At 65.9% G+C, this 23630-nt stretch carries 19 protein-coding genes; 14 read left to right on the top strand and 5 right to left on the bottom strand.

The window, feature by feature from the left end:
• Positions 1–18: 18 nt before the first annotated feature.
• Both EYS21_RS15455 and EYS21_RS15450 read right to left on the bottom strand, forming a co-directional pair.
• On the bottom strand, positions 19–915 hold the full coding sequence (locus tag EYS21_RS15455; protein ID WP_242633450.1) for a matrixin family metalloprotease: 897 nt from the start codon (positions 913–915) through the stop codon (positions 19–21).
• A complete protein-coding gene (locus EYS21_RS15450; protein WP_131134096.1) occupies positions 915–2087 on the bottom strand; it encodes a VIT1/CCC1 transporter family protein in 1173 nt (390 codons plus the stop codon). Before EYS21_RS15450 ends, EYS21_RS15455 begins: the two co-directional genes overlap by 1 nt.
• A 257-nt stretch (positions 2088–2344) precedes the next feature.
• Between EYS21_RS15450 and EYS21_RS15445 the strand changes: the two genes are divergently transcribed.
• On the top strand, positions 2345–2569 hold the full coding sequence (locus tag EYS21_RS15445; protein ID WP_131134095.1) for a hypothetical protein: 225 nt from the start codon (positions 2345–2347) through the stop codon (positions 2567–2569).
• Between the two features lie 88 nt (positions 2570–2657).
• Here EYS21_RS15445 and EYS21_RS15440 read toward each other — a convergent pair whose 3' ends face one another.
• Positions 2658–4175 (bottom strand): sodium:solute symporter, encoded by a 1518-nt coding sequence (locus EYS21_RS15440; protein WP_131134094.1) that lies wholly within the window; start codon positions 4173–4175, stop codon positions 2658–2660.
• Between the two features lie 294 nt (positions 4176–4469).
• Here EYS21_RS15440 and EYS21_RS15435 point away from each other — a divergent pair, with 294 nt between their 5' ends.
• The 11 genes from EYS21_RS15435 (at position 4470) to EYS21_RS15385 (ending at position 19175) form a co-directional block, all read left to right on the top strand.
• Entirely contained in the window at positions 4470–5045 is a 576-nt protein-coding gene (locus EYS21_RS15435; RefSeq protein ID WP_131134093.1) for a cupin domain-containing protein, read from the top strand.
• Positions 5046–5221: 176 nt separating this feature from the next.
• Positions 5222–6286, top strand: coding sequence for an agmatinase (speB, locus tag EYS21_RS15430; protein ID WP_131134092.1), 1065 nt, complete (start codon positions 5222–5224; stop codon positions 6284–6286).
• A gap of 2 nt (positions 6287–6288) precedes the next feature.
• The gene (locus EYS21_RS15425; RefSeq protein ID WP_131134091.1) at positions 6289–7980 is read left to right on the top strand and encodes a thiamine pyrophosphate-binding protein; all 1692 of its coding nucleotides are present in this window, start codon (positions 6289–6291) and stop codon (positions 7978–7980) included.
• Positions 7981–8155: 175 nt separating this feature from the next.
• Positions 8156–8629: a MarR family transcriptional regulator gene (locus EYS21_RS15420; protein WP_131134090.1), complete on the top strand. Its 474-nt coding sequence runs from the start codon at positions 8156–8158 to the stop codon at positions 8627–8629.
• A gap of 118 nt (positions 8630–8747) precedes the next feature.
• Positions 8748–10694: an MDR family MFS transporter gene (locus EYS21_RS15415; RefSeq protein WP_242633454.1), complete on the top strand. Its 1947-nt coding sequence runs from the start codon at positions 8748–8750 to the stop codon at positions 10692–10694.
• A 257-nt stretch (positions 10695–10951) separates the two neighbouring features.
• Entirely contained in the window at positions 10952–12685 is a 1734-nt protein-coding gene (locus EYS21_RS15410) for an ABC transporter ATP-binding protein (protein WP_131134088.1), read from the top strand.
• Entirely contained in the window at positions 12682–14760 is a 2079-nt protein-coding gene (locus EYS21_RS15405; protein WP_131134087.1) for an ABC transporter ATP-binding protein, read from the top strand. Before EYS21_RS15410 ends, EYS21_RS15405 begins: the two co-directional genes overlap by 4 nt.
• A gap of 122 nt (positions 14761–14882) precedes the next feature.
• Entirely contained in the window at positions 14883–15299 is a 417-nt protein-coding gene (locus tag EYS21_RS15400; protein WP_131134214.1) for a thioesterase family protein, read from the top strand.
• Between the two features lie 76 nt (positions 15300–15375).
• Positions 15376–15615, top strand: coding sequence for a PLDc N-terminal domain-containing protein (locus EYS21_RS15395; RefSeq protein ID WP_131134086.1), 240 nt, complete (start codon positions 15376–15378; stop codon positions 15613–15615).
• Positions 15616–15685: 70 nt separating this feature from the next.
• On the top strand, positions 15686–17911 hold the full coding sequence (locus EYS21_RS15390; RefSeq protein ID WP_131134085.1) for an AAA family ATPase: 2226 nt from the start codon (positions 15686–15688) through the stop codon (positions 17909–17911).
• A gap of 67 nt (positions 17912–17978) precedes the next feature.
• Complete coding sequence (locus EYS21_RS15385; RefSeq protein ID WP_131134212.1) at positions 17979–19175, top strand: McrC family protein; 1197 nt, start codon at positions 17979–17981, stop codon at positions 19173–19175.
• Here EYS21_RS15385 and EYS21_RS15380 read toward each other — a convergent pair.
• Complete coding sequence (locus EYS21_RS15380) at positions 19172–20827, bottom strand: PAS domain-containing sensor histidine kinase (RefSeq protein ID WP_131134084.1); 1656 nt, start codon at positions 20825–20827, stop codon at positions 19172–19174. The genes EYS21_RS15385 and EYS21_RS15380 overlap by 4 nt on opposite strands.
• Before the next feature lie 102 nt (positions 20828–20929).
• On the opposite strand from EYS21_RS15380, the gene EYS21_RS15375 reads away from it, so the two are divergent.
• Complete coding sequence (locus tag EYS21_RS15375) at positions 20930–21700, top strand: response regulator transcription factor (protein WP_207307788.1); 771 nt, start codon at positions 20930–20932, stop codon at positions 21698–21700.
• Here the strand turns inward: EYS21_RS15375 and EYS21_RS15370 are convergent.
• Positions 21673–22083, bottom strand: a complete 411-nt coding sequence (locus EYS21_RS15370) for an Hpt domain-containing protein (RefSeq protein ID WP_131134083.1) — start codon at positions 22081–22083, stop codon at positions 21673–21675. The two genes, EYS21_RS15375 and EYS21_RS15370, sit on opposite strands and share 28 nt — an antisense overlap.
• Positions 22084–22363: 280 nt before the next feature.
• On the opposite strand from EYS21_RS15370, the gene EYS21_RS15365 reads away from it, so the two are divergent.
• The gene (locus tag EYS21_RS15365) at positions 22364–23539 is read left to right on the top strand and encodes a glycosyl hydrolase (protein ID WP_131134209.1); all 1176 of its coding nucleotides are present in this window, start codon (positions 22364–22366) and stop codon (positions 23537–23539) included.
• The last annotated feature ends 91 nt before the right edge of the window (positions 23540–23630 follow it).

Genomic DNA, 23630 nt, shown 5'->3' with positions numbered 1-23630 from the left:
GCCTGCTGTTGCGGCGGCCTACAGGTCCTTCCGGCAGAGGGCGCCGGCCAGTTCGTAGAGGCCGTTGAGGTCGCCGGCCGCGAGGCCTTCCGGGGTGCCGATCTCCGGATACATCAGCTGCCGATGGTCATCCACATGTTCGAGCCCCATCACGTGGCCAAGCTCGTGCAGGATGACGGCCGTGGCGTACAGCTTGCCGTCCGGCTGCTCCAGTTCTTCGGTGATCTGCGGCGAGTCCAGCTCAAGGCTGCCGGTGACGAAAGTCTTGGGGCCGTCATCGTAGCTGAAATGCGTGCTTCCGCCGGTGCCGATTACTTTGCCCTTGAGCTGCGGGGCAACCTCCGGAGTCGTCCAGGAAACCAGCAAAGGCGCCCAGCGGTCGCCGTACGAATCCGGCTGGTAGGGAGCACGCTGCGCGGAAGGCTGTTCGGCGGTGGCGCCGTCGTAAATGAATCGGATCCCGGTCGCCTGGGAGATGGTGTCGATCGCCTCGGGGATGAGGTCCTGCGCGCCGGCGGGGACCAGGTCCGCGTTCACGACGTAGTGAAGCGGCCGGCACGGTGAATACCCAACAGGCGTGCCGTCGTCGTTGGTGGCCAGGAACTGGTAGGAATCGCTGGCGTACGGTGGCGGCTCCGGCGTCCCCAGGGGCTCGTCCGCCTCTTCGAGCCCGGGCGGCGGAGCCTCGGGCCGGCCCTCGGCGGCAGGCCGGACGCCTCCCGCTTCCCCGGGTTGGACAGCGCCGGGACCGAGGCGGATATCGAGCAGCTCCCCAAAGCGCGAACCGCCGTACAGCACACCGCCGACCACCAGGACAGTGGTACCGGCGGTGATCCCCAGCAGGATGTTCCGGAGGGAACGCCCCGCTGAACGCCGTCCGCTGCCTGGCGGGCGGTCCTGGGGAAGGTTGTCCACTAACCCACCACGGTGCCGAAGGCCAGGCCCAGCACATACGTCACGGCCGCGGCGCCCAGCCCGATGGCCAGCTGGCGCAGGCCCCTCGTCAGCGGCGAGGTGCCGGACAGCAGGCCAACGACGCCGCCTGTCAACAGCAGCGCCATGCCCACCAGGACGCCGGCCACCACCAGCGCGGCCACGCCGGTCATGCCGAACAGGAAGGGAAGAATGGGCACGATCGCGCCGGAGGCAAAGAAGCAGAAGCTGGACAATGAAGCCCCCCAGGCGGTCCCCACGGCTTCGTGCTGGTCCTCCGCTTCGGGGAGTTCGGGCTGCAGGGAAAGGCTGGGATCGCAGTCGCAGGAGAGCAGGCCCATGCGTTCTGCCACCCGGTGCTCGGCAGCTTCGTGGGACATGCCACGCGCCAGGTAGACGAGCAGCAGTTCGTTGTGTTCGATATCCAGCTTGGGCGCGGCGGCAAGCGTGATCTGGGTGGGCCTGGTGGCTGCGAGGAGCTCACGCTGGGAGCGCACCGAGACGAACTCGCCGGCACCCATCGACAGCGCACCGGCCAGCAGGCCTGCGATGCCGCTCAGGAGCACCACGCTGCTGGCCACGCCGGACGCTGCCATGCCCATGACCAGGGACAGGTTGCTGACCAGGCCGTCGTTGGCCCCGAACACGGCGGCGCGGAATGTCCCGGCAAGCCTGTTCCGGCCCCGGGTTGCCAGGCCGCGGACAACTTCCTCATGGATCTGTTCGTCGGCTGCCATGGCGGGCGTGGCGGAAGGATCCTTGGCGTAGGGGGAGCGGCCTTCTGCGCGTTGGGCCAGTGCCAGGACAAAGACCGAGCCGAAATGGCGGGCCAGGAAGCCCAGCAGCTGGCTGCGCAGCGACGCCTGGCGGGATTTCTCGGCGTGCTCGCCCAGGAGCCGGAGCCAGTGCGCCTCGTGCCGTCCTTCTGCTTCGGCCAGGGCCAGCAGGATGTCGCGTTCTTCGCCCTGCCGGTTCTGTGCGAGGTCCCGGTAGACGGCGGCCTCGGCCCGTTCGTCGGCCAGGTACTGGCGCCAGCGGCGGATGTCCGCGGCGGTGGGGTCGGTGTTTGGCGGCTGGAGCGCGGGGTTCGATTCTGACCGGGCGGAATCGGGCCGGGCGGCGCGGTGCTGGCCGGGACTGGCGTGCTGGGACACAGAGGCTCCTGAGCTTGATAGGGCATGGTTCGGCCCCATTGCAACGACCAGCTTACCGCGGAATCCCGCGGATTTTCGGCTGGCGAACCTTACTCCGGAGTTTCGGGTTCCCTTAATATTGCCGGTTCCGCATACCCCCTGCGCGCCAGCCAGCGGACCCTTGACCCGGACTGCCCGCGGTGCTGTGATGAAAGTGTGGCGTCCGCCAGCGCCCGGCCGAAAGAGCACGTCAGTGGCGAACAAACGGAGGTTGCACAATGAACACCACCGGACAGCACCCGGACATGCCGCACCTTGATTCCGTAGAAGCCGATCCCGCCTATGACTACGCCGAGAATGCGCCCGTTGACGAGAACGACTGGGATACCGAGGACGAATTCCTGGACGCTGAGGAAGCGGTCGTCCCGCCGGTCCATGCAGTGGTCGACGCCGAGGAGCGCGTGGTGCCGCTGGATCCCGACGAGTTCCGCGAAACCGAGTAGGACGGACGACGGCGGCACCTCCGGTTCGCTGATGGGCGAAAGGAGGCGCCGCCGTCGTGCTTTACGCGGTGATCGAGCCTGCCGGGATCTACGGCGCGGGGGCGCCCACCGGAGCTTCCTCGTTGTCCTGTCCGGCTACGCGCCGTACCCAGTTGCGCATGACCTGCGGGTCAGTGGGCTTGGTGAGCAGCGAGACGGCCACGTAAACCACGGCTGAGCTGATGAGGCCGAAGTAGATCGGCTCGTTGGCGAAGACGCCGTCCAGCGGGGCCTTGGCGTTGATTTCCAGCACGATCATGGTGCCGAGCGTGACCACCGAGCCCACGGCCATGGAGGCTGCGGCCGCGATGCCGGTGCCGCGCTTCCAGACCAGGCCGCCGAGGATGGCGACCAGGAGCCCGCCCACCAGGATGTCGTACGCGATGGTCAGGGCGGCCACCACATCCTTGGTGATGATCGCGATCAGGATGGCCACGATGCCGAGGGCCAGGACCCACATGCGGTTGGCCTTGACGTCGTGCTCGGGGTTGTCGGTGTCGTCGGTGTTGATGTCCTTGCCGAACCAGCTGGCAACAAACGGCAGGACGTCGGCGCGGGCCACGGTGGCGGCGGCGATCAGGGCGCCGGAGGCAGTGGACATCATGGCGGCGACGGCTGCGGCGAGCACCAGGCCGCCGATGCCCACGGGGAGGATCGTCTGGGCAACCTCGGCGTAGACGTCGTCCTTCGCCGCGATGTCCATGCCGGACAATGCCACGCTGGCGGCCATGCCGATCAGTGCGCCGGCCACGCCGTAGAGGATGCAGTAGACGCCTGCAGTGGCGCCGCCCCAGCGTGCTACGCCGGGGGTCTTGGCGGTAAACACGCGCTGCCAGATGTCCTGGCCGATGAGCAGGCCCAGGGTGTAGACCACGAAGTAGGTGATGATGGTCTGCACGCCGATGCCGTCCATCTGGAAGAAGCTTTCATCGACGCGGCTGCGGATGCCGTCGAGCCCACCCGCTGCGTTGAGGGTGAAGGGGAGCATCAGGGCGAAGATGCCCACGGTCTTGATGACGAACTGCACCTGGTCCGCGAGGGTGATGGACCACATGCCGCCGATGGTGGAGTAGACCAGGACGATGGCTCCGCCGATGGCGATGGCGAGCCAGCGGTCCCAGCCGAACAGGACCACAAAGATGGTGGCGTAGGCGCTGGTTGACGTGGCGCACAGCATCAGTGTGTACGCCAGCATCACGATGCCCGAGGTCTGCGTTGCCTTGCTGCCGTAGCGAAGGGTGAGCATCTGGGAGACCGTGTAGATCTTCAGCTTCTGGATGGTGCCGGCGAAGAGGAGGCTCAGCAGCAGCACGCCGGCGCCGATGGCCACCACCAGCCACATGCCGGAGATGCCGAACTTGTAGCCGAGGCCAACGCCACCGACGGTGGAGGCACCGCCCAGGACAACGGCGGCCATGGTGCCTGTGTAGAGGAACGGGCCCAGTCGGCGGCCGGCCACGAGGAAGTCGCTGTTGTTCTTGGTGCGGGACTTGCCCCACCAGCCGAATGCAAGCATTGCGATGAGGTACACCACCACAATGGCGATGTTGACGAAGTTAGCGTCCATGTGGGGGCTCCTTGGAGCTGAGGTGCAGCGTTGCTGGAACCCGGAGGTTGCTGGGGAGCCGGTGTTCCGCTGCTCTTACGAGGTGGGGATGAGGAGAATCCTCGGATACTGCCTTCCCGGATATTGCATGGGAGGCAACACTTGTTGCCTAAAAGCGTATGCTGTGACCGTGGTAACAGTCAAGGGCCCGTCGCCACATCGTCCGGCTGTTGCGTGGCGGCGTCACATGGGGGAGTGGCCATTAGGATTGCTCCAGAGATGGGGCCGGGATGCCGGCCATGAAAGGTCTGCACAATGAAGGCACTGCCAGTAGAGCCGAGCAACGTTCCTGTTGCCATCGGGTCCCGAATCCGTGCCGCCCGGCAGTCCCAGCGGCTCACCATCGAGCAGGTTGCCGACGCCACCGGGTTGACCAAGGGCTTCCTTAGCCGGGTGGAGCGCGACCTGACCTCGCCTTCGGTCGCCTCGCTGGTGACCCTGTGCCAGGTCCTGTCCATTTCCATCGGGGACCTGTTCGCGGCCCCGGAAACACACCTGACCAAGCGCAATGACGGACCCCGGATTTCGCTGGGCGGCGAAGGGATCGTGGAGCGGCTGCTGACGGCCCGCTCGGAACGACGCATCCAGATCATCCAGGCCGTGATCGAACCCCACGGCCGCGGCGAGTCCGAGCTCTACGCCGTGGACTGCGACGTCGATGTGCTGCACGTGATCAAGGGCAGCATCAAGCTGATCCTCACCAATGAGGAATACGAGCTCAACACCGGAGACACCGTCACCTTCCCCGGCCGCGAACCCCACACCTGGGTCAATCCCACCGACAAGTCCGTCGAAGTTCTCTGGGTGCTGGTCCCCGCCGCGAGCCGGTAGCCCCCAGCCCAAGTAAGTAGCAGTAGATGTCGTTTTGAGCCGTCAAAACGACATCTACTGCTACCTAGTTGCGTCCGCGGTGCGGCGTGACTTGTAAACACTTGATGCGCATTAGGAAACTTCGGGGTATGATGACTGTCACACCCGCCGATCAATCCTCGAAGGAGAGGCTCACTGTGAAAGAGCTGCGCATCGAAGCCAACGGCAACCTTGGCCCCATCGATTCATCCCGCATCCCGCGTTACGCGGGCGCTGCTACCTATGCCCGACTGCCGCGCCTGGACCAGGTGGCCAAGGCTGACGTGACCGTGGTGGGCGTGCCCTTCGACTCCGGCGTGTCCTACCGCCCGGGTGCCCGTTTCGGCTCCAACCACATCCGCGAGGCCAGCCGCCTGCTCCGCCCGTACAACCCCGCCTGGGACGTCAGCCCGTTCGAAAACATCCAGGTTGCCGACGCCGGCGACATGGCGGTCAACCCGTTCAACATCAACGAGGCCATCGAAACCGTCCAGCAGAACGCGCTTGACCTCACCTCCGCCGGCAGCAAACTGGTGACCCTCGGCGGCGACCACACCATCGCCCTTCCCCTGCTGCGCGCCGCGGCCGAACGCGCGGGCGGCCCCATCGCCATGCTGCACTTCGACGCGCACCTGGACACCTGGGACACCTACTTCGGCGCCGAGTACACGCACGGCACCCCGTTCCGCCGGGCAGTTGAAGAAGGCATCCTGGACACCGAGGCCATCAGCCACATCGGCACCCGCGGACCGCTCTACGGCAAGAAGGACCTCGACGACGACCACCGCTTCGGGTTCGGCATCGTCACCTCCGCCGACGTCTACTACCAGGGGGTTCTCGAGACGGTGGCCAAGGTCCGCGACCGGATCGGCAACCGCCCACTCTACATCTCCGTCGACATCGACGTCCTGGACCCCGCCCACGCCCCGGGCACCGGAACCCCCGAAGCCGGCGGCATCACCAGCCGCGAGCTCCTGGAGATCATCCGCGGCTTCCGCGGCATGAACCTGGTGGGCGCCGACGTCGTGGAGGTTGCTCCCGCCTACGACCACGCCGAGATCACCGGCGTGGCAGCCAGCCACGTGGCCTATGAACTGGTCACCCTGATGGCGGACAATGCTGTTGAAGGTGACCGCTTTGGGGCAGCTAACGGTTACGCCGCCCAGGCCCTCGGCCAGGAAGTCCGCCAGCGCGCCGGTTTCGCGGCCGGAATCAAGGAGTAACAGTGATCGATTTCGATCCCGGCACAGCAGCCCCGACAAAGGGCACCGACGTGCGCAACGGCGGGGACCTCGTCGTCGAGACCCTCGAAGCGTTGGGCGCCAAAACGGTCTTTGGCATACCAGGCCAGCACGCATTGGGACTCTTCGACGCCATGGGCCGAGGCAACCTGCACTTCGTGTCTTCCCGGGTGGAGAACAACAGCGCCTTCGCCGCCGACGGGTATTCCCGTGCCACCGGCGAAGTGGGCGTGCTGTTCCTGTCCACCGGGCCGGGCGCGCTGACGTCCCTCGCCGGGCTGCAGGAGGCCTACGCCACGGGTGTGCCCATGGTGGTGGTGGCCAGCCAGATCCCGCTGGAAGGACTGGGTGCCCGCCGCAAGGGCATGCTGCACCAGCTCGATGACCAGAAGGCCTCGGCCGCGAACGTCACCAAGAGCCAGCGCCTGATCCAGCACGCCTCCGGCATCCCCTCTGCCATCCAGGATGCCTGGACCGAGGCCATCTCCTCCCCGCAGGGACCGGTCTGGCTGGAAATCCCGCAGAACGTGCTGCTCGATCCCATCATGGTCCCGCCGGTGGAGGACGCGCTCGCCGAAGCGGCGGACAACCCGCCCCGCGTGGAGCTGGTCCGGGAAGCGGTGAAATGGCTGTCGACGGCGGAACGTCCCGCCATCATCGCCGGCGGCGGAACCCGCCGGGGCCGGGCCGAAAAGTCCCTGCTATCGATCGCCGAAAAGCTGCGGGCGCCCGTGATCTGCACCCCCGGCGGCAACGGCGCCTTCCCCTGGAACCATGAGCTGTCGCTGCAGTCCTGGATCGAGGACCGCCACATGACCGACGTCCTGGAGGACGCGGACGTCCTGATCGTCATCGGCTCGTCCCTGGGCGAGGTCACGTCCAACTACTTCACTTTTGAGCCCCGCGGCCGGATCATCCAGATCGATGCCGAACCGCGTGTGCTCGAATCCAACCGTCCCGGCCTGGGCATCCGCGCCGACGCGGGCCAGGCCCTCACCGCCCTGGACGAAGCCCTGGTGGTTGAGCCTGCCGCAGCCAGTTGGCACGGCGTCAGCCCCGAGACTGTGGTGAAAGAATCCCTCGCCAAGGTCAAAGCCCGGCTCGAGTCCCAGGATCTGGGCAAAGAGCTGAAGTTCATGGCCGACATCCGCGAAGCCGTCCCCTCCGACATGCAGACGTTCTGGGACATGACCATCTCCGCGTATTGGGGCTGGAGCTGCTGGGACGCCCGGCAGGGCCAGTTCCACTCCGCCCAGGGCGCCGGCGGCCTCGGCTACGGCTTTCCGGCTGCAATCGGCGGCGCCGTCGGGCTGGAAACAGTGGGCAAGCCCGGCCGTGTGCTCGCAGTGTCCGGTGACGGTTCGTCCATGTACTCCATCTCCGAGCTTGCCACCGCCAGGCAGCACAACATCCCGGTCACCTGGCTGATCGTGGACGACGGTGGCTACGGGATCCTGCGCGAATACATGGTGGGCGCCTTCGGCAAGGCCACCGCCACGGAGCTCGCCCGCCCGGACTTCGTCAAGCTCGCCGATTCGTTCGGTGTGCCGGCCACCCGGGTGGCCCCCGAGGACGTCGGGGACGCGCTCAAGGCGGGCTTCGCCGCCGACGGACCCAACGTCGTCGTCGTCGAAACCCTGCTCAAGATGTTCGGCCCCACCCACCTGGACGACTGACCACCCGCCCCACACCAGCGCGAACGTACAGTTGAGGCCCCATTTCCGAGGATTTGGGACCTCAACTGTACGCTCGCGCTTTGTGGTTTAAGGGGAAGAGGCGATATTAGTTTCCCAAAGCAACCTTTTGGGTATATAGTTGCCTAAGGCAAACAATCAAGGAGCGTCCAGAGCCATGTCAGTTGCGCCGGATACTGCGGCAGACCTCGTCTACCAGATCTTCGACCTCCAGCGCGCGGTGCGATGCGTCGCGGCGGCCAGCCTTCGCGGCCAGGAAACAGGGGTTGCGCTGCAGGGCGTGCTCCGGTTCGTGGGGGAGGGGGAAACCCGCGCCACGCGGCTCGCCGAACGCCTCGGCGTCAGCGCCCCGGTCCTCAGCCGCCACATCGCGGAGCTGGAGGAACAGGGGTACGTCATCCGCCGGCAGGATCCCGACGACGGCCGCGCCCAGTTGGTTGCGCTGACGGCCGAAGGCGCGGAGAAACTCCGCCACATCGAGGAACAGCGCACAGCGGCGCTGCAGGACTACCTCCGTGAATGGAGCCAGGAGGACGCCGAGGACACGGCAAAAACCCTGAAAAAACTCACCGAATCCCTCAAACATTCAGCCCGGGCAAAGGCGGCCGGACCCACCACAACGAACCACTAGGAGCAGATCTATGGCCAGCCACGCCGCCGCCCCCGCATCACTAACCAGCCAGCCGGAACGGCCGCCCAGCCCGCCGGTCCTGCCACGCTCCGGACCAACCCCGGAACCGCAGCCGGCGATGTCGCACCGCCAGATCATGGAAGCCCTGACCGGACTCCTGGCCGCCTTTTTCACCGCCATCCTGAGCAGCACGATCGTGGCGAACGCACTGCCCACCATCATGTCCGAGCTCAAGGGCACCCAGACGGACTTCGCCTGGGTCATCACGGCAGCACTGCTTGCCAACGCCGCCACCACCCCCATCTGGGGCAAGCTCGCTGACCTTTTCGACAAAAAGCTGCTGGTCCAGCTCAGCATCGTGGTGTTTGTGGCCGGCTCCGTCATGGCCGGCCTGTCCGAGACCATCCCGCTGCTGCTGACCGCCCGCGTGATCCAGGGCGTGGCCATGGGCGGCCTGACCGCGCTGGCGCAGGCCATCATCGGCTCGATGATCCCGCCGCGGGACCGCGGCAAGTACTCCGGCTACATGGGCGGCGTGATGGCCGTGGGCACTGCCGGCGGACCGCTGCTGGGCGGGTTCATCGTGGACAGCCCGCTCGGCTGGCGCTGGACGTTCTTCGTCTGCGTGCCGCTCGCCGTCGTCGCCCTCATCCTGCTCCAGATCACCCTCAAGATCCCGCACGTCAAGCGCCCGGCCAAGATCGACTGGCTCGGCTCCATCCTCCTGACCTCCGGCGTCAGCCTGCTCCTGATCTGGGTGTCCTTCGCCGGCAACCCGGACTACTACGACTGGTGGTCCTGGCAGTCAGGCCTGATGGTGGGCGGCGGCGTCCTGCTGCTGGCACTTCTGGTGCTGGTTGAGTCCAAGGTGGAGCAGCCCATCATTCCGCTCAAGATCATCTCCGAGCGGACCACCGCCCTGGCCATCCTGGCGTCGGTGGCAGTGGGTGTGGCCATGTTCGGCTCGTCGACCTTCCTGGGCCAGTACTTCCAGGTGGCCCGCGGCGCCACGCCCACCGAGGCGGGCCTGCTGACCCTGCCGATGATCGCCGGCAACCTCATCGGCTCAGTGGTTTCCGGTCAGCTGATCAGCCGCACCGGTAAATGGAAGCGCTACCTCGTGGCAGGCTCCACCCTGCTGATCGTGGGGCTCGGCCTGGCCGGCACCGTGGACCACACCACCGAGCTGTGGCTGACCGGCGTCTACACCGCGATCCTGGGCCTCGGCCTGGGCATGGTGATGCAGAACCTGGTCCTCGCCGTCCAGAACACGGTCAAGGCCACGGACATCGGCACCGCCAGCGCCTCGGTTGCGTTCTTCCGCTCCGTCGGCGGCGCCATCGGCGTGTCTGTCCTCGGCGCCGTGCTGGGCTCCCGGGTCACGCAGCTCGCCAACGAAGGCCTGGCCGCCGCCAACATTCACGTGCAGGGCGACGGCGCGGGAGCCAGCATGGACCTCGTGGACCTGCCCGAACCCATCCGCGAAATCATGCGCGCCGCGTACGGCGACGCCACGGCCCAGATCTTCCTGATCTCCGCCATCATCGGTGTGGTCGCCCTCGTGTCCGTCCTGTTCATCAAGGAGAAGCCGCTCCGCCGCACGGTGGATATCCGGCCGGAATCGGAAACCGGGGAAGCAGCCGCAGCGCCGTCGGTGACCGCACCGGCTGAGACGGCACGTGCGATGTCGGAACGCACGACGTCGGCACCCGGGCCGAGTGCCGATGTCGACGACATAGACCGCGAGTTCGTTGAGGTACTGCGGCGGCAGCGCAGCAGTGAGAGCGGCACTGGCCGCACTCCGGAGGCCACCTCGGTGGAGGTACTTCCGCTGATCCTGGAAACCCAGCAGCTGCTCGCCCAACAGCAGGTGCAGCTCGCCGAGGCGATGTCCGCCGTCCACCGGCAGGCAGCTGTCCAGCAGGACATTGCGGCCGAGCAGGCGAAGGCCGCGTCCATGCTGAAGGCGGTTGCCAAGGAACTCGGCAAGGAACGGAAACTGCAGAAGGCGGCCGCGTACTACCTCGCGGCCGGCGGCAAGCAGGGCCCGGAGACCGGCTCCTAGACCTGTAAACCACTGCAAACCCGCACCACAACCGCGCCAACGTACAGTTGAGCCCCGCTCGCCAGGGCCTCACCTGTACGTTCGCGCCTGATTGTGGCGGGGGATCGCCATCTGCGGTACGCCGATCGGATGATCTTTGCCTGCAGATGTTTCGCACGGGCAACGGATTTCGTAGAGTGGGAAGGCTAAGAATGTCAGCCCCCGCTGCTAGAACTTATTCACACCATTTCGCGCTCTCTTCCTAAGGATCCGTGGGCATGCTTCTCACCCTCATACGGCGCTATTCCAAGCCGTATATGCCATACATAGTTGCCGTCATCCTCTTCCAACTGGCGTCCACTATTGCGGCGCTCTACCTTCCCAGCCTCAACGCCCGGATCATCGACGAAGGCGTTTCCCGCGGGGACACGGATTTCATCTGGCGCACCGGCGGAGTGATGCTGCTCGTCGCGTTTGTCCAGGTCGGAACCGCGATCGCCGGCGTGTACTACGGCTCCAAGACCGCCATGGCTGTGGGGCGCGACCTCCGCCGTGGCGTGTTCCGGAAGGTCACCAGTTTCTCCGCCAAGGACGTGAACACCTTCGGCGCGCCCACCCTCATCACCCGCGGCACCAACGACGTCCAGCAGGTCCAGATGCTGGTGCTGATGGGGCTGAACTTCATGGTGGCCACCCCCATCATGTGCATCGGCGGCATCATCATGGCGCTCCGCGAGGACCTCAGCCTGTCCTGGCTGGTGTGGGTCTCGGTGCCTGTGCTGCTCGTGGTGGTGGGGTACCTGGTGGTCCGCCTGATGCCGCTGTTCCGTACCATGCAGAAGAAGATCGACCGCATCAACGCTGTACTCCGCGAGCAGATCATCGGCATCCGCGTGGTCCGGGCGTTCGTCCGCGAACCATATGAGACCGGCCGGTTCGGCGAGGCCAATAAGGAACTGACGGACGTCTCGCTGAAGATCGGTTCGCTCTTTGTCCTGATGTTCCCGGTCATCGGCATGATCCTGCACCTGTCCACCGCCGCCGTGCTGTGGTTCGGCGGGCAGCGGGTCGACTCCGGAGAGATGCAGGTGGGTGCCCTGACGGCATTCCTGCAGTACCTGCTGCAGATCCTGATGGCCGTCATGATGGGCACGTTTATGGCCATGATGATCCCGCGTGCCTCGGTGTGTGCGGACCGCATCGGTGAGGTGCTCGACGTCGAACCCTCCATCCACGACCCGGAGCGGCCGGAAACCCCCGCCGCCCTCGCCGGCGTGGTGGAATACCGGAACGTCACCTTCGCCTACCCGGGCGCCGAGTCGCCGGTGCTCAGCAACATCAGCTTCACCGCGAAACCTGGCGAGACCGTGGCGATTATTGGATCCACCGGCGCCGGAAAAACCTCACTCCTGTCCCTGCTGCCGCGGCTCTACGACATCGCCGAGGGCGAGGTGCTCCTGGACGGTGTGTCTGTTGCCAACCTGGACCGGGCCGAGATCACCAAGCGCGTGGCCCTGGTCCCGCAGCGGCCGTACCTCTTTTCCGGCACCATCGAGCACAACCTGCGCTTCGGCAAGACCGAAGCCACCGATGCGGAACTCTGGGACGCCCTGCACGTGGCCCAGGGCGAGGACTTCGTCCGCGAGAAGAAGAACGGCCTGAACGCCCGCATCGCCCAGGGCGGCACCAACGTCTCCGGCGGCCAGCGGCAACGGCTCTGCATTGCCCGTGCCCTGGTCACCAAGCCCAAGGTCTACCTCTTTGACGACTCCTTCTCTGCCCTGGACGTGGCCACCGACGCCAGGCTCCGCGCGGCGCTGAAGCGGACCACCGCCGACGCCACCGTGATCATCGTGGCCCAGCGCATCTCCACCATCACCGAGGCAGACCAGATCCTGGTCCTGGACAACGGACGGATCGTGGACCGGGGCACGCATGAGGAACTCCTGGAAACCTCGCCCACGTACCAGGAAATTGTTGAATCCCAGCTGAGCGTGGAGGAAATGGCATGAGCGGCCCCAAGAAGGTCTCGACAAGCTCGACCACCGAAACAGGCCCGGCAACGGTAACCAAGGATTCCGCGGTGACGCCCGATGTCCTGGAAGACGACGACTTCTTCGAGGAGGAGTACAAGCCCTCGGAGGCCGACGGCGACATGTTCGGCGGCATGCCTGCCAAAAAAGCCGAACATTTCTGGCCCTCCGCCAAGCGGCTGATGGGGTTGTTGAAGCCCGAAGCCGCCGGTATCTGGGCCGTAGTTGGCCTGGTGGTGGTCGCGGTGGTCCTGAACGTGGTGGCCCCCAAGATCCTGGGCCAGGCCATGGACGTGATCTTCGGCGGGGTCGTGGGCAAGCAGCTCCCCGCCGGCGCCAGCAAAGAAGAATTCGTGGAGGGACTGCGCCAGCAGGGGCAGGACAACTTCGCGGACATGATCTCCAAGATGGAACTGGTGCCCGGAACCGGCATCGACTTCCAGAAGCTGTCCGTCCTCATCGCCATCGTGCTGCTGATGTACTTTGTAGCCAACATCTTCCTGTGGCTGCAGGGCTATGTCCTGAACCGCATCGTCATGAAGGTCATCCGGCAGCTCCGCGACGACACCGAAAAGAAGCTGAACCGGCTGCCGCTGAACTACTTCGACACCCGCCAGCGCGGCGACGTCCTCTCCCGCGTGACGAACGACGTCGATAACATCCAGCAGGCACTGCAGCAGGCGTTCGCCCAGCTGATCAACTCGCTGCTGACGGTCATCGGCATTGTGGTCATGATGTTCATCGTCTCGTGGCAGCTGGCCCTGATCGCCCTGATCGCACTCCCGCTCTCCGGTGTCGCAGCCGGGATCATCGGATCGCGCAGCCAGAAGCTCTTTGCTGCCCAGTGGAAGAACACCGGGTCGCTGAACGGCCAGATCGAGGAGTCCTTCTCCGGCCACGACCTGGTGCGCGTCTTTGGCCGCGACGAGGACATGCTGGAGCGCTTCGAGGAACGCAACGAAGCCCTGTACAAGGCCAGCTTCGGCGCCCAGTTCGTCTCCGGCATCATCTTCCCGGTGATGCAGTTCGTCTCTTACCTCAGCTACGTCGGCATCGCCGTGGTGGGCGGCCTCCGCGTCGCCTCCGGCTCCATGTCCCTGGGCGATGCCACGGCCTTCATCCAGTACTCGCGCGAGTTCACCCAGCCGCTGGGACAGATGGCCGGGATGGCCAACATGCTGCAGTCCGGCGTGGCCTCCTCGGAGCGTGTCTTCGAATTCCTCGACGCCGACGAACAGGACGCGGAAACGGCAACAGACCACCTCCCGGCCAAGACCGACGGGCATGTGGAGTTCCAGGACGTCACCTTCAGCTACACCGAGGACAAAGCGCTGATCGAAAACCTGTCCTTCACCGCGGAACCCGGGCACACGGTCGCGATCGTCGGTCCGACCGGCGCCGGCAAGACCACTCTGGTGAACCTGGTGATGCGCTTCTACGAGCTCAACTCCGGGTCCATCACCCTGGACGGTGTCGAAATCACCAGCCTGAGCCGGTCCGAGCTTCGGTCCAAGGTGGGCATGGTGCTCCAGGATGCCTGGCTGTTCGGCGGCTCCATCTACGACAACATCCGGTACGGCAACCTGGACGCCACCGAGGAACAGGTCATGGCGGCAGCCAAGGCCACCTTCGTGGACCGCTTCGTACGTGCCCTGCCGGAAGGCTACAACACGGTGATCGATGAGGAAGGCAACAACGTCAGCGCCGGTGAAAAGCAGCTCATCACCATCGCCCGGGCGTTTGTGGCCAACCCGTCGCTGCTGATCCTGGACGAGGCCACCAGCTCCGTGGACACCCGCACCGAACTGCTGGTGCAGAAGGCCATGGCGGCGCTGCGGACGGACCGGACCAGCTTTGTGATTGCGCACCGGCTTTCCACCGTCCGCGACGCCGACACCATCCTGGTGATGGAGAACGGCAAGATCGTGGAACAGGGCAACCACAAGACGCTGCTCGCGGCCGAAGGTGCGTACTACCGGCTCTACATGTCCCAGTTCGCGGGATCCGACGCGGAGGAGACCACGGTGGATGACTCGACGGCGGTGCACAGCTGACCGCGCAGGAGGCTGCGCAGGAGACAGCGCAGCAGGCCGAAGCGCGCGTGACAACCGAGGACGTGACAACCGAGGACGCAGCAAAGACGGCGGGGCCCCGGCGCATACAGGTGCTGGTGCCCATGCGCTGGGGCGACATGGACGCTTACGGGCACATCAACAACGTCCAGATCGTCAGGATGCTGGAGGAGGCACGGATCGGTGCCTTCGGGCCGCCGCGTGGAGCCGGGATGCCGGGGATCGAACCTGCGGTGTCCCTCTTCAACGACGTCCCCGAGGGCATCCTGGCGCTGGTGGTGGACCATAGGATCCGCTACGTCAGGACACTTGAGTACCGCAACATCCCGGCCGTGGTCCAGGTGTGGATCGGCGCCGTGAAGGGCGCCAGCTTCGACGTCCACTACCTGGTCCAGGATCCCGTGACCGGGGAGGACTGTGTACGCGCCAGCAGCCATCTGGCCTTTGTGGACGAGGCCACCGGGCGCGTGGTCCGGCTGACCCAGGAGCAAAAGGACCGGATCGCACCGTTCGCCGTTTAAGCCGTTGCGTTGGCCGAGTCCACGCCGGACACTGAAGACCTGGGCTACTGAACGCCCGGACTAAGGAGCTTTGACCATGGCCAAGATGAAAAAGAAGACCTGGAAAGAAATGCCCCCGGCTGCGCGGGTTGGAACCGTGCTCGTGGGGATCGCCCAGATGGCGCTGATGGTTGCCGCCCAGCGGGACATCTCCAAGCGGCCGGCGGAGCTGATCAACGGGCCCAAAGCTGCCTGGCGGGCGGCTGCCCTGATCAACTTCATCGGCCCCATGGGGTACTTCATTTTCGGCCGGAAGCGGGCAGTGGCGGCGAAATAGGCAGACTAGGGTGCACCGCGGTCAGGGGCCTTGGAGCGGACGCCCAGCTTAACCCTGTAAATTTGGACCTATGACCCCGACCCCCAAAACTGCCATGCCCCGCGCCCTTGGTATCTCCCAGGAGATCGAAGACGCGGCCTGGTTTGTGCTGGGGCCCGGCCTGCAAGGGAGGCCGTCCGCCCTGGACGGCAGCACCCTGACCTGGACCTCGGAGGCAGCGGCCGAGCTGCACGACCGGCTGGAGCGGGGTGTCCCGGACCCCAAGGCGCCCATGATGACCAACCTCCGCCAGAACCTGCAGGACGCCTCCCGCGCGGCCAAACAGCTGGCGGTCGAGCTCCTGTTCCTGCAGTCCCTGCCGCTGGCACACGAGGTCAAGTCGCTGAAGGTCAAGCGCGCCCGCGTGGCCGAGGCTGCCTCCTGGCTGGAACCGCCGTTGGAGCTGCCCGAGGAGCTGTACAAGGGCATGACGGACCACGGCGTGATCAGGGACCGCACCGCAGAATTCAACTGGACCATCTGGGACCACCTCAAATGGCTCTGCCGCTTTGTGCAGCACGTGGACCAGCAGATTCCGGCCGCCATCAGCAAGGCCTTGAAGGATCCGCTGAAGTTCCACGATCTCGCAGCCGGAACGCCCGGGGACCAGCCTGCCATCCGCCGCAGCATCGAATACCTTGCCTGGCCCAGCTATTTCGAGCCAGTGGTGGCGGACGTGGAGCGGCAGGAAATCCGGGACGCCTTCGCCTCCCTCGTGGGCGGCGCGAAGGGCGACACGGACGAGGACATCACCGCGGACATCCAGCGCATCCGGCTGCACCTGGACGAGCAGGCCGGGCAGCGCATCGACTGGTACGCCCGCCAGCTGGTAAGCCAGTGGCGCAAGGTGGGCGACCCCGGACGCCGCGCGTGGCTGCTGCGGACCCACAGCGACAACGCCGAGCTGCTCAGCGCCTGGCAGTCCGAGGAGAAGGTGACGCTCGACGTCGAACACCTCCGCCTTCTGGACGCCGGCGTGACTGCCGGGCTGGTGCAGCACGCCGTGGACGAGGACTACAAGCACCTGGGCTACGTGGAACGCGAGGACACCAAGACCGCGGTGTTTGCGATCCTCAGCGTGATGAAGCCGGGCGACCTGGTCCTGTACCAGAACGCCGGAACGGTGCGCGTCGGCGTTGTGCTGGGGGAGCCCGAGCACAACGAGGACAACCGCCGGATCCGCCGCAAGGTCCGCTGGTTCGACGAAGCCCACACCACCACCGACTTGCCCCGGCATGTGCAGCGCCAGCTCGCCACACCGGGGATCATCGTGGACGTCACCAGGGTGGTGCAGGCCCTGCAGGCGCTGCTGCCCGCCGAAGCGGAACCGGAAGACGACGACGCCGGTGCTGCCGCCGTCGTACCCCTCCAGGAAGGCTTCCGCCCGCTCACCCCCGAGTTCGCCGATTCGCTGCACATGGACCTGGAGCCGCTGCAGGAGATCGCGGAACTGCTGGAGGAGAACCGCCAGCTGGTGCTGTACGGCCCGCCCGGGACTGGCAAGACGTACCTGGCCAAGCACCTCGCCGCGGAACTGGCTGATGACAGCACGGATGAGCGTGTGAAGCTGGTGCAGTTCCACCCGTCGTACGCCTATGAGGACTTTTTCGAGGGCTACCGGCCGGACAAGACCGACGAAGGCCAGGTGTCCTTCAAGCTCGTGGCCGGGCCGCTGCGCAGGCTGGCCGAGGAAGCCGCCAAGCCCGGGAACGAAAAGAAGCCCTACTTCCTGATCATCGACGAGATGAACCGGGCCAACCTGGCCAAGGTGTTCGGCGAACTGTACTTCCTGCTGGAATACCGCGATGACCGGATCTACCTGCAGTACAGCCCCAACGAGCCGTTCACGCTGCCGGACAACCTCTACATCATCGGCACCATGAACACCGCCGACCGGTCCATCGCGATGATGGACGCCGCCATCCGCCGGCGCTTCGCCTTTATCGAACTGCACCCGCAGACCGAGCCGGTGAAGGGCTCGCTGCTGCGTTTCCTGCAGGCCCGGCAACTGGACGCCACGCCGGCGCTGCTGCTGGACGCGCTGAACGCCGCCATCGACGAATGGGACCGGGACCTGATGATCGGGCCGTCGTACTTCATGAAGCCCGCCGCCCAGACCCCCGCCGGGCTGCGCCGGATCTGGAAGTACGAGCTGATGCCGCTCCTGGAGGAGCACTACCACGGCCAGCTGACCCGGGCGCAGCTCGAGGAGCGCTTCGGGCTGGACCAGTTGCTGGGACGCCTTGCTGCCAGCTAGGCCGGCCCAGGCCCCCGCGTCCGGCGCGGCACCGCGCGGCCCCGGCCAACCGCCCCGGCACCTGGTCCTGGACGAACTTTCCGGCGGCATCGTCGACCGGCTGGATGCTGCCAGCGCGGCGTTCCTCAATTCGAGCGGCCTGGCGAAGGCCTCGCCGATGGGCATGGGACTCTACCGGATCGAACCCGTGGGAAAGGTGGGTTCAGTCCGCACCTCCACGGTGCAGCTGGACGTCCGGCCCAAGGACCGGCTGGGCCTGAGCCGGCTCCTGTTCCTGCTCAGCTATGCGGGCAACCAGGGCTTCCGGAACGACTCCGTCGCCGCCGCGGAGGACCGCGACCTGTGGAGCGCGCTGGCCGAGTCGCTGGCCCAGCTCACCGAACGGGCCCTGGGCCGCGGTGTGCTGCAGGGCTACCTCACGGTGGACGAATCCCTGCGGACGGTGAAGGGCCGGATCCGGATTTCGGACCAGATCTCCCGGCGCCCCGGCATGCTGGTGCCGCTTGAGGTCTCCTACGACGAGTTCACCGAGGACATCGCCGAAAACCGTATCCTCCGCGCTGCGCTGGACCGCATGGGCAAGGTCCCCGGGGTCCGTCCCGAGGTCCTGAGTCGGCTGCGGCAGCTCAAGGGAAAGCTCGACGCCGTCACCCGCCTTCCGTCCGGCGCGCCGCTGCCGCCGTGGTCGCCCAGCCGGCTGAACGTCCGCTACCACGCGGTGCTGCGGCTCGCCGAGCTGATCCTGCGGAACGCGTCTGCGGAAGCGGGGGAGGGGAAGCAGCAGACGGCGTCCTTTGTGGTGGACATGGCGCAGGTGTTCGGGGACTTCGTGGGGGCGGCCCTCCGCCAGGCCATGACGGCGTACCCGGGGGAGCTGCGGCTGCAGTACAACGCGCTGCTCAGCGAGGCAGTGCACGACGCCGACCGGCTCTCCGTGCGCCCGGACGCGGTGCACCTGCTGGGCGGCCGCCCGGTGGTGGTCTACGACGCAAAGTACAAGGCTGCCACGGACGCGGGCGCGTCACTGTCCTCGGACCATTACCAGATGCTCGCCTACTGCACGGCGCTGAGGGTGCCTACCGCCTGGCTCGTGTACGCGGGGTCGGGCGACGTGAAACTCCGGCGGATCCTCAACACTGACATCGATGTGGTGGAGTTCCCCCTGGACCTTTCCCGGCCGCCGTCGGAAATCCTGGCAGCGGTGGCAGACCTGGCACAGCAGTCCTGGGGCGAAGTGGTTCGGACTTCCCGCACGGGAGACTAGACCGGCAGGCGGACCGTGAAGGTTGTGCCTCGTCCCAGCATGGATTCAACGTCGATGGTTCCGCCGTGGGCTTCCACAATGGCCTTGCTGATGGGAAGCCCCAGGCCCACGCCGGGGATGGCGGTCCGGCGCACGTTGTTGGTGCGGAAGAACTTGGCAAAGACCTCGGCCTGGTCGTCAGCGCTCATGCCCATCCCGGTGTCGCTGACCCGGCAGGACAGCTGGCCGTCCTCCTGCTCCAGGGACACCACCACGTTGCCGCCATCCGGCGAGTACTTGATGGCGTTCGACACAAGGTTGTCCAGCACCTGGGAGATCCGGGGGCCGTCAACATGGGCATCCAGCCGCGCAGGGGTGTCGGCTTTCAACACCACCCGTGAGTCGGCGGCCTTGGGTTGGGCGGCAGATACGCTGGCGCGGACCAGTTCCGCGACGTCAACGGTGTGCGGCGTCACGATCAGCTGCCCGTGCCTGCTGACGAGCAGGTCCGATACCAGGGTGAGCAGCCGTTCAGAATTGCGCCTGATGATCTCCAGCGGTTCCAGCTGGTCATCCGCGGGGTCATCCTCCAGCAGGATCTCCACGTACCCCAGGATGGAGGTCAGGGGTGTCCTGAACTCATGGGACACGCTGGAGACGAATTCGTCCTTGGCGGCCAAGGCATTCACCAGGTCAGTCACGTCGCTGAAGACGATCACCGAACCCGCGAACGCTCCGTCGGCATCCTTCATGGCCCGGGCGCTGGTGCTGATGGCCCGCTGCTCCTTGCCGGAGCCCAGCCAGACCAGGTAGTCAGTGAACGTCTCGCCCAGGACCGCGCGGCGCACGGGCCTGTCCTCCACCGGAACAGGGGTGGTGCGGTCGGCCGCGAACACCAGCAGCTGCGACTCGTTGGGATCGTCGATGTCTTTCGGCCGGGCCAGTTCGTGGTTTCCCCGCTGTTTGCGGTTCATCAGGATGTCGTGGCCGTCGGCGTCGACGGCCAGGACCCCCATGTGCACGGTTTCAAGGACGGTGTTGAGCAGCGCCTGGTGGTGCTTGGTACTTTTCAGGTTGGCCTGGAGCTGTTCGTCCTTTTCTTCCAGGGTGCGCTGCTGCCGCATCATGCTCAGGGTCAGGACACTGACAGACACACCGATGCCCAACATCATGATGGGCAGCAGCAGCGACCGTGCCAGGTTGGGGCCGGACACCTCCCCGTGGATCAGCAGCGGAACCCAGATGATGGCCAGGGGAGCGAAGAACGACAACCACAGCGAGGCCCGCGGGTAATAACCTGACGCGCACAGCCAGATGACGGGGAACACCGCCAGAAGGCTGATGCCGGTAAGGCTTTCCTGCCCGCCTTCCCGGCCGACGGCGATGGAGATGAAATCCAGGAGCGGAATGATCAGGAAGCTGGTGTACGGCAGTCGGTCCCACGGCACCAGGTAGCACAGAGCCATCAGGACCAACTGCGAGATCAGGAACGTCACAAAGAGCGGGTTGTCCATGGTCCCCGGGAAGAACGCCCACACAAGGAACGCCGTGAAGAGCGTGGTGATGAACAGCGGCATCTGGCTCAGGGCAACCCGGTCCGTCAGCCGGTACTCGTGGAAGGGCCGCCGGAAGAATCTCAAGCGGCCCGTGGCCCACGCAACAGGCTCATTCATGGTCAGGTGCCGAAAGTTCTGTTAAGTCAAGACGCATGACAGCAGGATATCGGCAGCCAGCTATATACTTCAGACGGTGTCAAGCATGCTGAGGGGGCTGTAATGAGTGATCCACGTGTGGGCCTGGTTATTGAAGACGACCAGGATATCCGGGAACTGGTGCGCACAGTGTTGACGCAGGCAGGCTTTGACGTGACTGTGGCCGGCAGCGGAGCCGAAGGCGTTCTGGCGGCCAAGACGCTGAATCCTGACGTCATCACGCTCGACTTGGGGCTGCCGGACATCGACGGATTCGAAGTCTCACGCCAGATCCGCGAATTCTCCGACGCGTACATTGTGATGCTGACGGCCCGGACTGACGAGCTGGACACCCTGATCGGCCTGGAATCCGGTGCCGACGACTACCTCACCAAACCGTTCCGTCCCCGGGAGCTGCGGGCCCGTGTGGCCGCGATGATGCGGCGCCCGCGTGCCGCGGCGGAGCCCGCGGATACGGCAGGCACTACGGAGGCGGCCGGAGCCGAGCCGGCGGCAAATGGCCGCGGGAACTACACCCACAACGGGCTGGACCTGAGCTATGCGTCCCGTTCCGTGACCGTGGATGGTGCGGAACTGAACCTGACGCGCACCGAGTTTGAACTCCTGTACGCCCTCCTCGAGGCGGGCCGGACTGTCCGGACCAAATCCGATCTGGTGCGGCGGCTGCGCGACGAGGATTACGACGTCGGCGGTTACATCAGCGAGGCCGACGAACGTTCCGTGGAAGTCCACATGGGAAACCTGCGGAAGAAGCTGGGCGATTCGCCGCAGCGGCCGCGCTGGCTCCAGACGGTGCGGGGCGTTGGCTACCGGTTGGCACCGGTCGAGCGCTGAGCCTGGAGGCGGTGCAGGGTCTGCCGGCTGCACTGGTTGATCGGTTTGAGGTACGCGGCCGCGAGCCGAGGCAGCTCCACTGCCACGTCGCCGTGGGCTGAATCGCTGCGAATCGCGCTCTCCAGGTCGAGGGCCAGTCCGGCAAGCCGTTCCGCCCCCACCATCTGGCTGGAGGTCTTGAGGCTGAGGATGGCGTCCACTGCGCCGTCGAGGTCGCCCGTAGTCAGCGCCAGGCGGAGCCGGCCGATCCGGCGCGGCAGGTAGTCGATGAAGTTCCCCACAAAGACCGTGCAGTAGCCCTCATCCTCGTCCAGTTCCTCACGCAACCTGTCCAGGACGGATTGGTCCACCAGCGGCCGTCCGGCATCATCAGATTGCGTCATGACGGTCCTTTCCGCTGGGGCCTCCCGCTCCGGAAATGCGGCGGTGACTCGAGGCATCTTTCTTCCTTCAGGTTAGGTCTGTTCCCCTGCCCCGTAAGGGTTTTGGAAAAGAATTGTGGCTTTCTTGATGAGACTGCGGGTTTTGCATCTAGGATCAGAGCCAGTGCGGCCGGCACTGCTTGAAGGTGGCCCAGGCCACGTCCCGATTGGGGGATTGATTGCGTTGTTCCGTACGTTGAAAACCGTGGTTCTCGCGCTTGGCGTGGGCGCCGCTTTGGCCATGGCAGGCATCCAACCTGCCCAGGCGGCCCCGGCTGCGGCAGCGCAGATCACCCTCAATCCCGCACAAGGTCCTGCGGGCACTGCGGTGACAGTTTCCGGGGCCGGCTTTAAGGCCTCCAGCACTGGCACCGTCATCGCGGGGTCCACCACCTTTTCCTTCCAGACGACGGCGTCCGGGGCCTTCAGCACCGGCATCACCATTCCAGCCGTCGCTCCCGGAAACCTGACCGTCACGGCCAAAACCTCTTCCGTCAAGGCTTCGGCCACGTTCGCAGTTGCGGCTACCCCAGCGCCTCAACCGCCCGTGGTCAGCACGGACCCGTTCCGCTTCGGCGTGGCCACCCCCGGCGGGCCGCTGGCCACCGCAGAACTGGAGGACGTTTCCCAGCTCGCCGGTGAGAGCCCCTCGATGGTGCTTTTCTACAAGGATTTCCTCCAGGCTCCGCCCATTGCCGAGCTGAACGCCGTCCGCGCGCGCGGCGCTGTCCCGCTTCTCACCTGGGAACCATGGGCGTGGGGCGGCGGGGGGCTGGAGCAGCCCGCCTACTCGCTGGACCGGATCACGGCCGGAGATTTCGACGCGCGGATCCTCGAATGGGGGCAGGCCCTTACCGCCTGGGGCCAGCCTGTCATGCTGCGTTTCGCCCACGAAATGAACGGCAACTGGTACCCCTGGGCCGAAGGGGTCAACGGAAACCAGACGGGCGACTACGTGCAGGCCTGGCGCCACGTCCATGATGTGGTGGCCTCTACGGGCGCCGGCAACGTCCAGTGGGTGTGGTCGCCCAACGTCCCGTACTGGGGTTCCACCGACTTGGCAGGCCTTTATCCCGGCGCCGCCTATGTGGATATTGTGGCCTTGGATGGCTACAACTGGGGGACGTCCGCCGCGTGGAGCGGCTGGGTCTCGCCGCAGGCCCTGTTTACTCCCGGCATCGCCCAGCTTCGCACCCTCGCCCCCGGAAAGCCGATTCTTATTGCCGAAACCGCATCCAGCGAAGCCGGCGGTTCGAAGGCCGCCTGGAACACGGACCTGGTGTCCTACCTGGCAGCCCAGCCGGATGTGATGGGCTTTGTGTGGTTCCATTTCCAGAAGGAAACTGACTGGCGCATCAACAGCAGCGCTTCCTCCGCATCCGCCCTCAGCTCCGCATTGCTGGCCAGGCGAAGCTAGCCGGGTCTTCGCAGCTGGCAGGGGCGGGAAGGGCATGCGTTCCTCCCCGATAGCTGATCCGTTGGCCGCGAGATCGCAGCCTACGGCTTCC

The organism is Arthrobacter sp. S39, assembly GCF_004320525.1.
Taxonomy (GTDB): domain Bacteria; phylum Actinomycetota; class Actinomycetes; order Actinomycetales; family Micrococcaceae; genus Arthrobacter.
The sequence above is the reverse complement of the archived record's forward strand: the minus strand, read 5'-3'. Positions and strand labels throughout refer to the sequence as shown.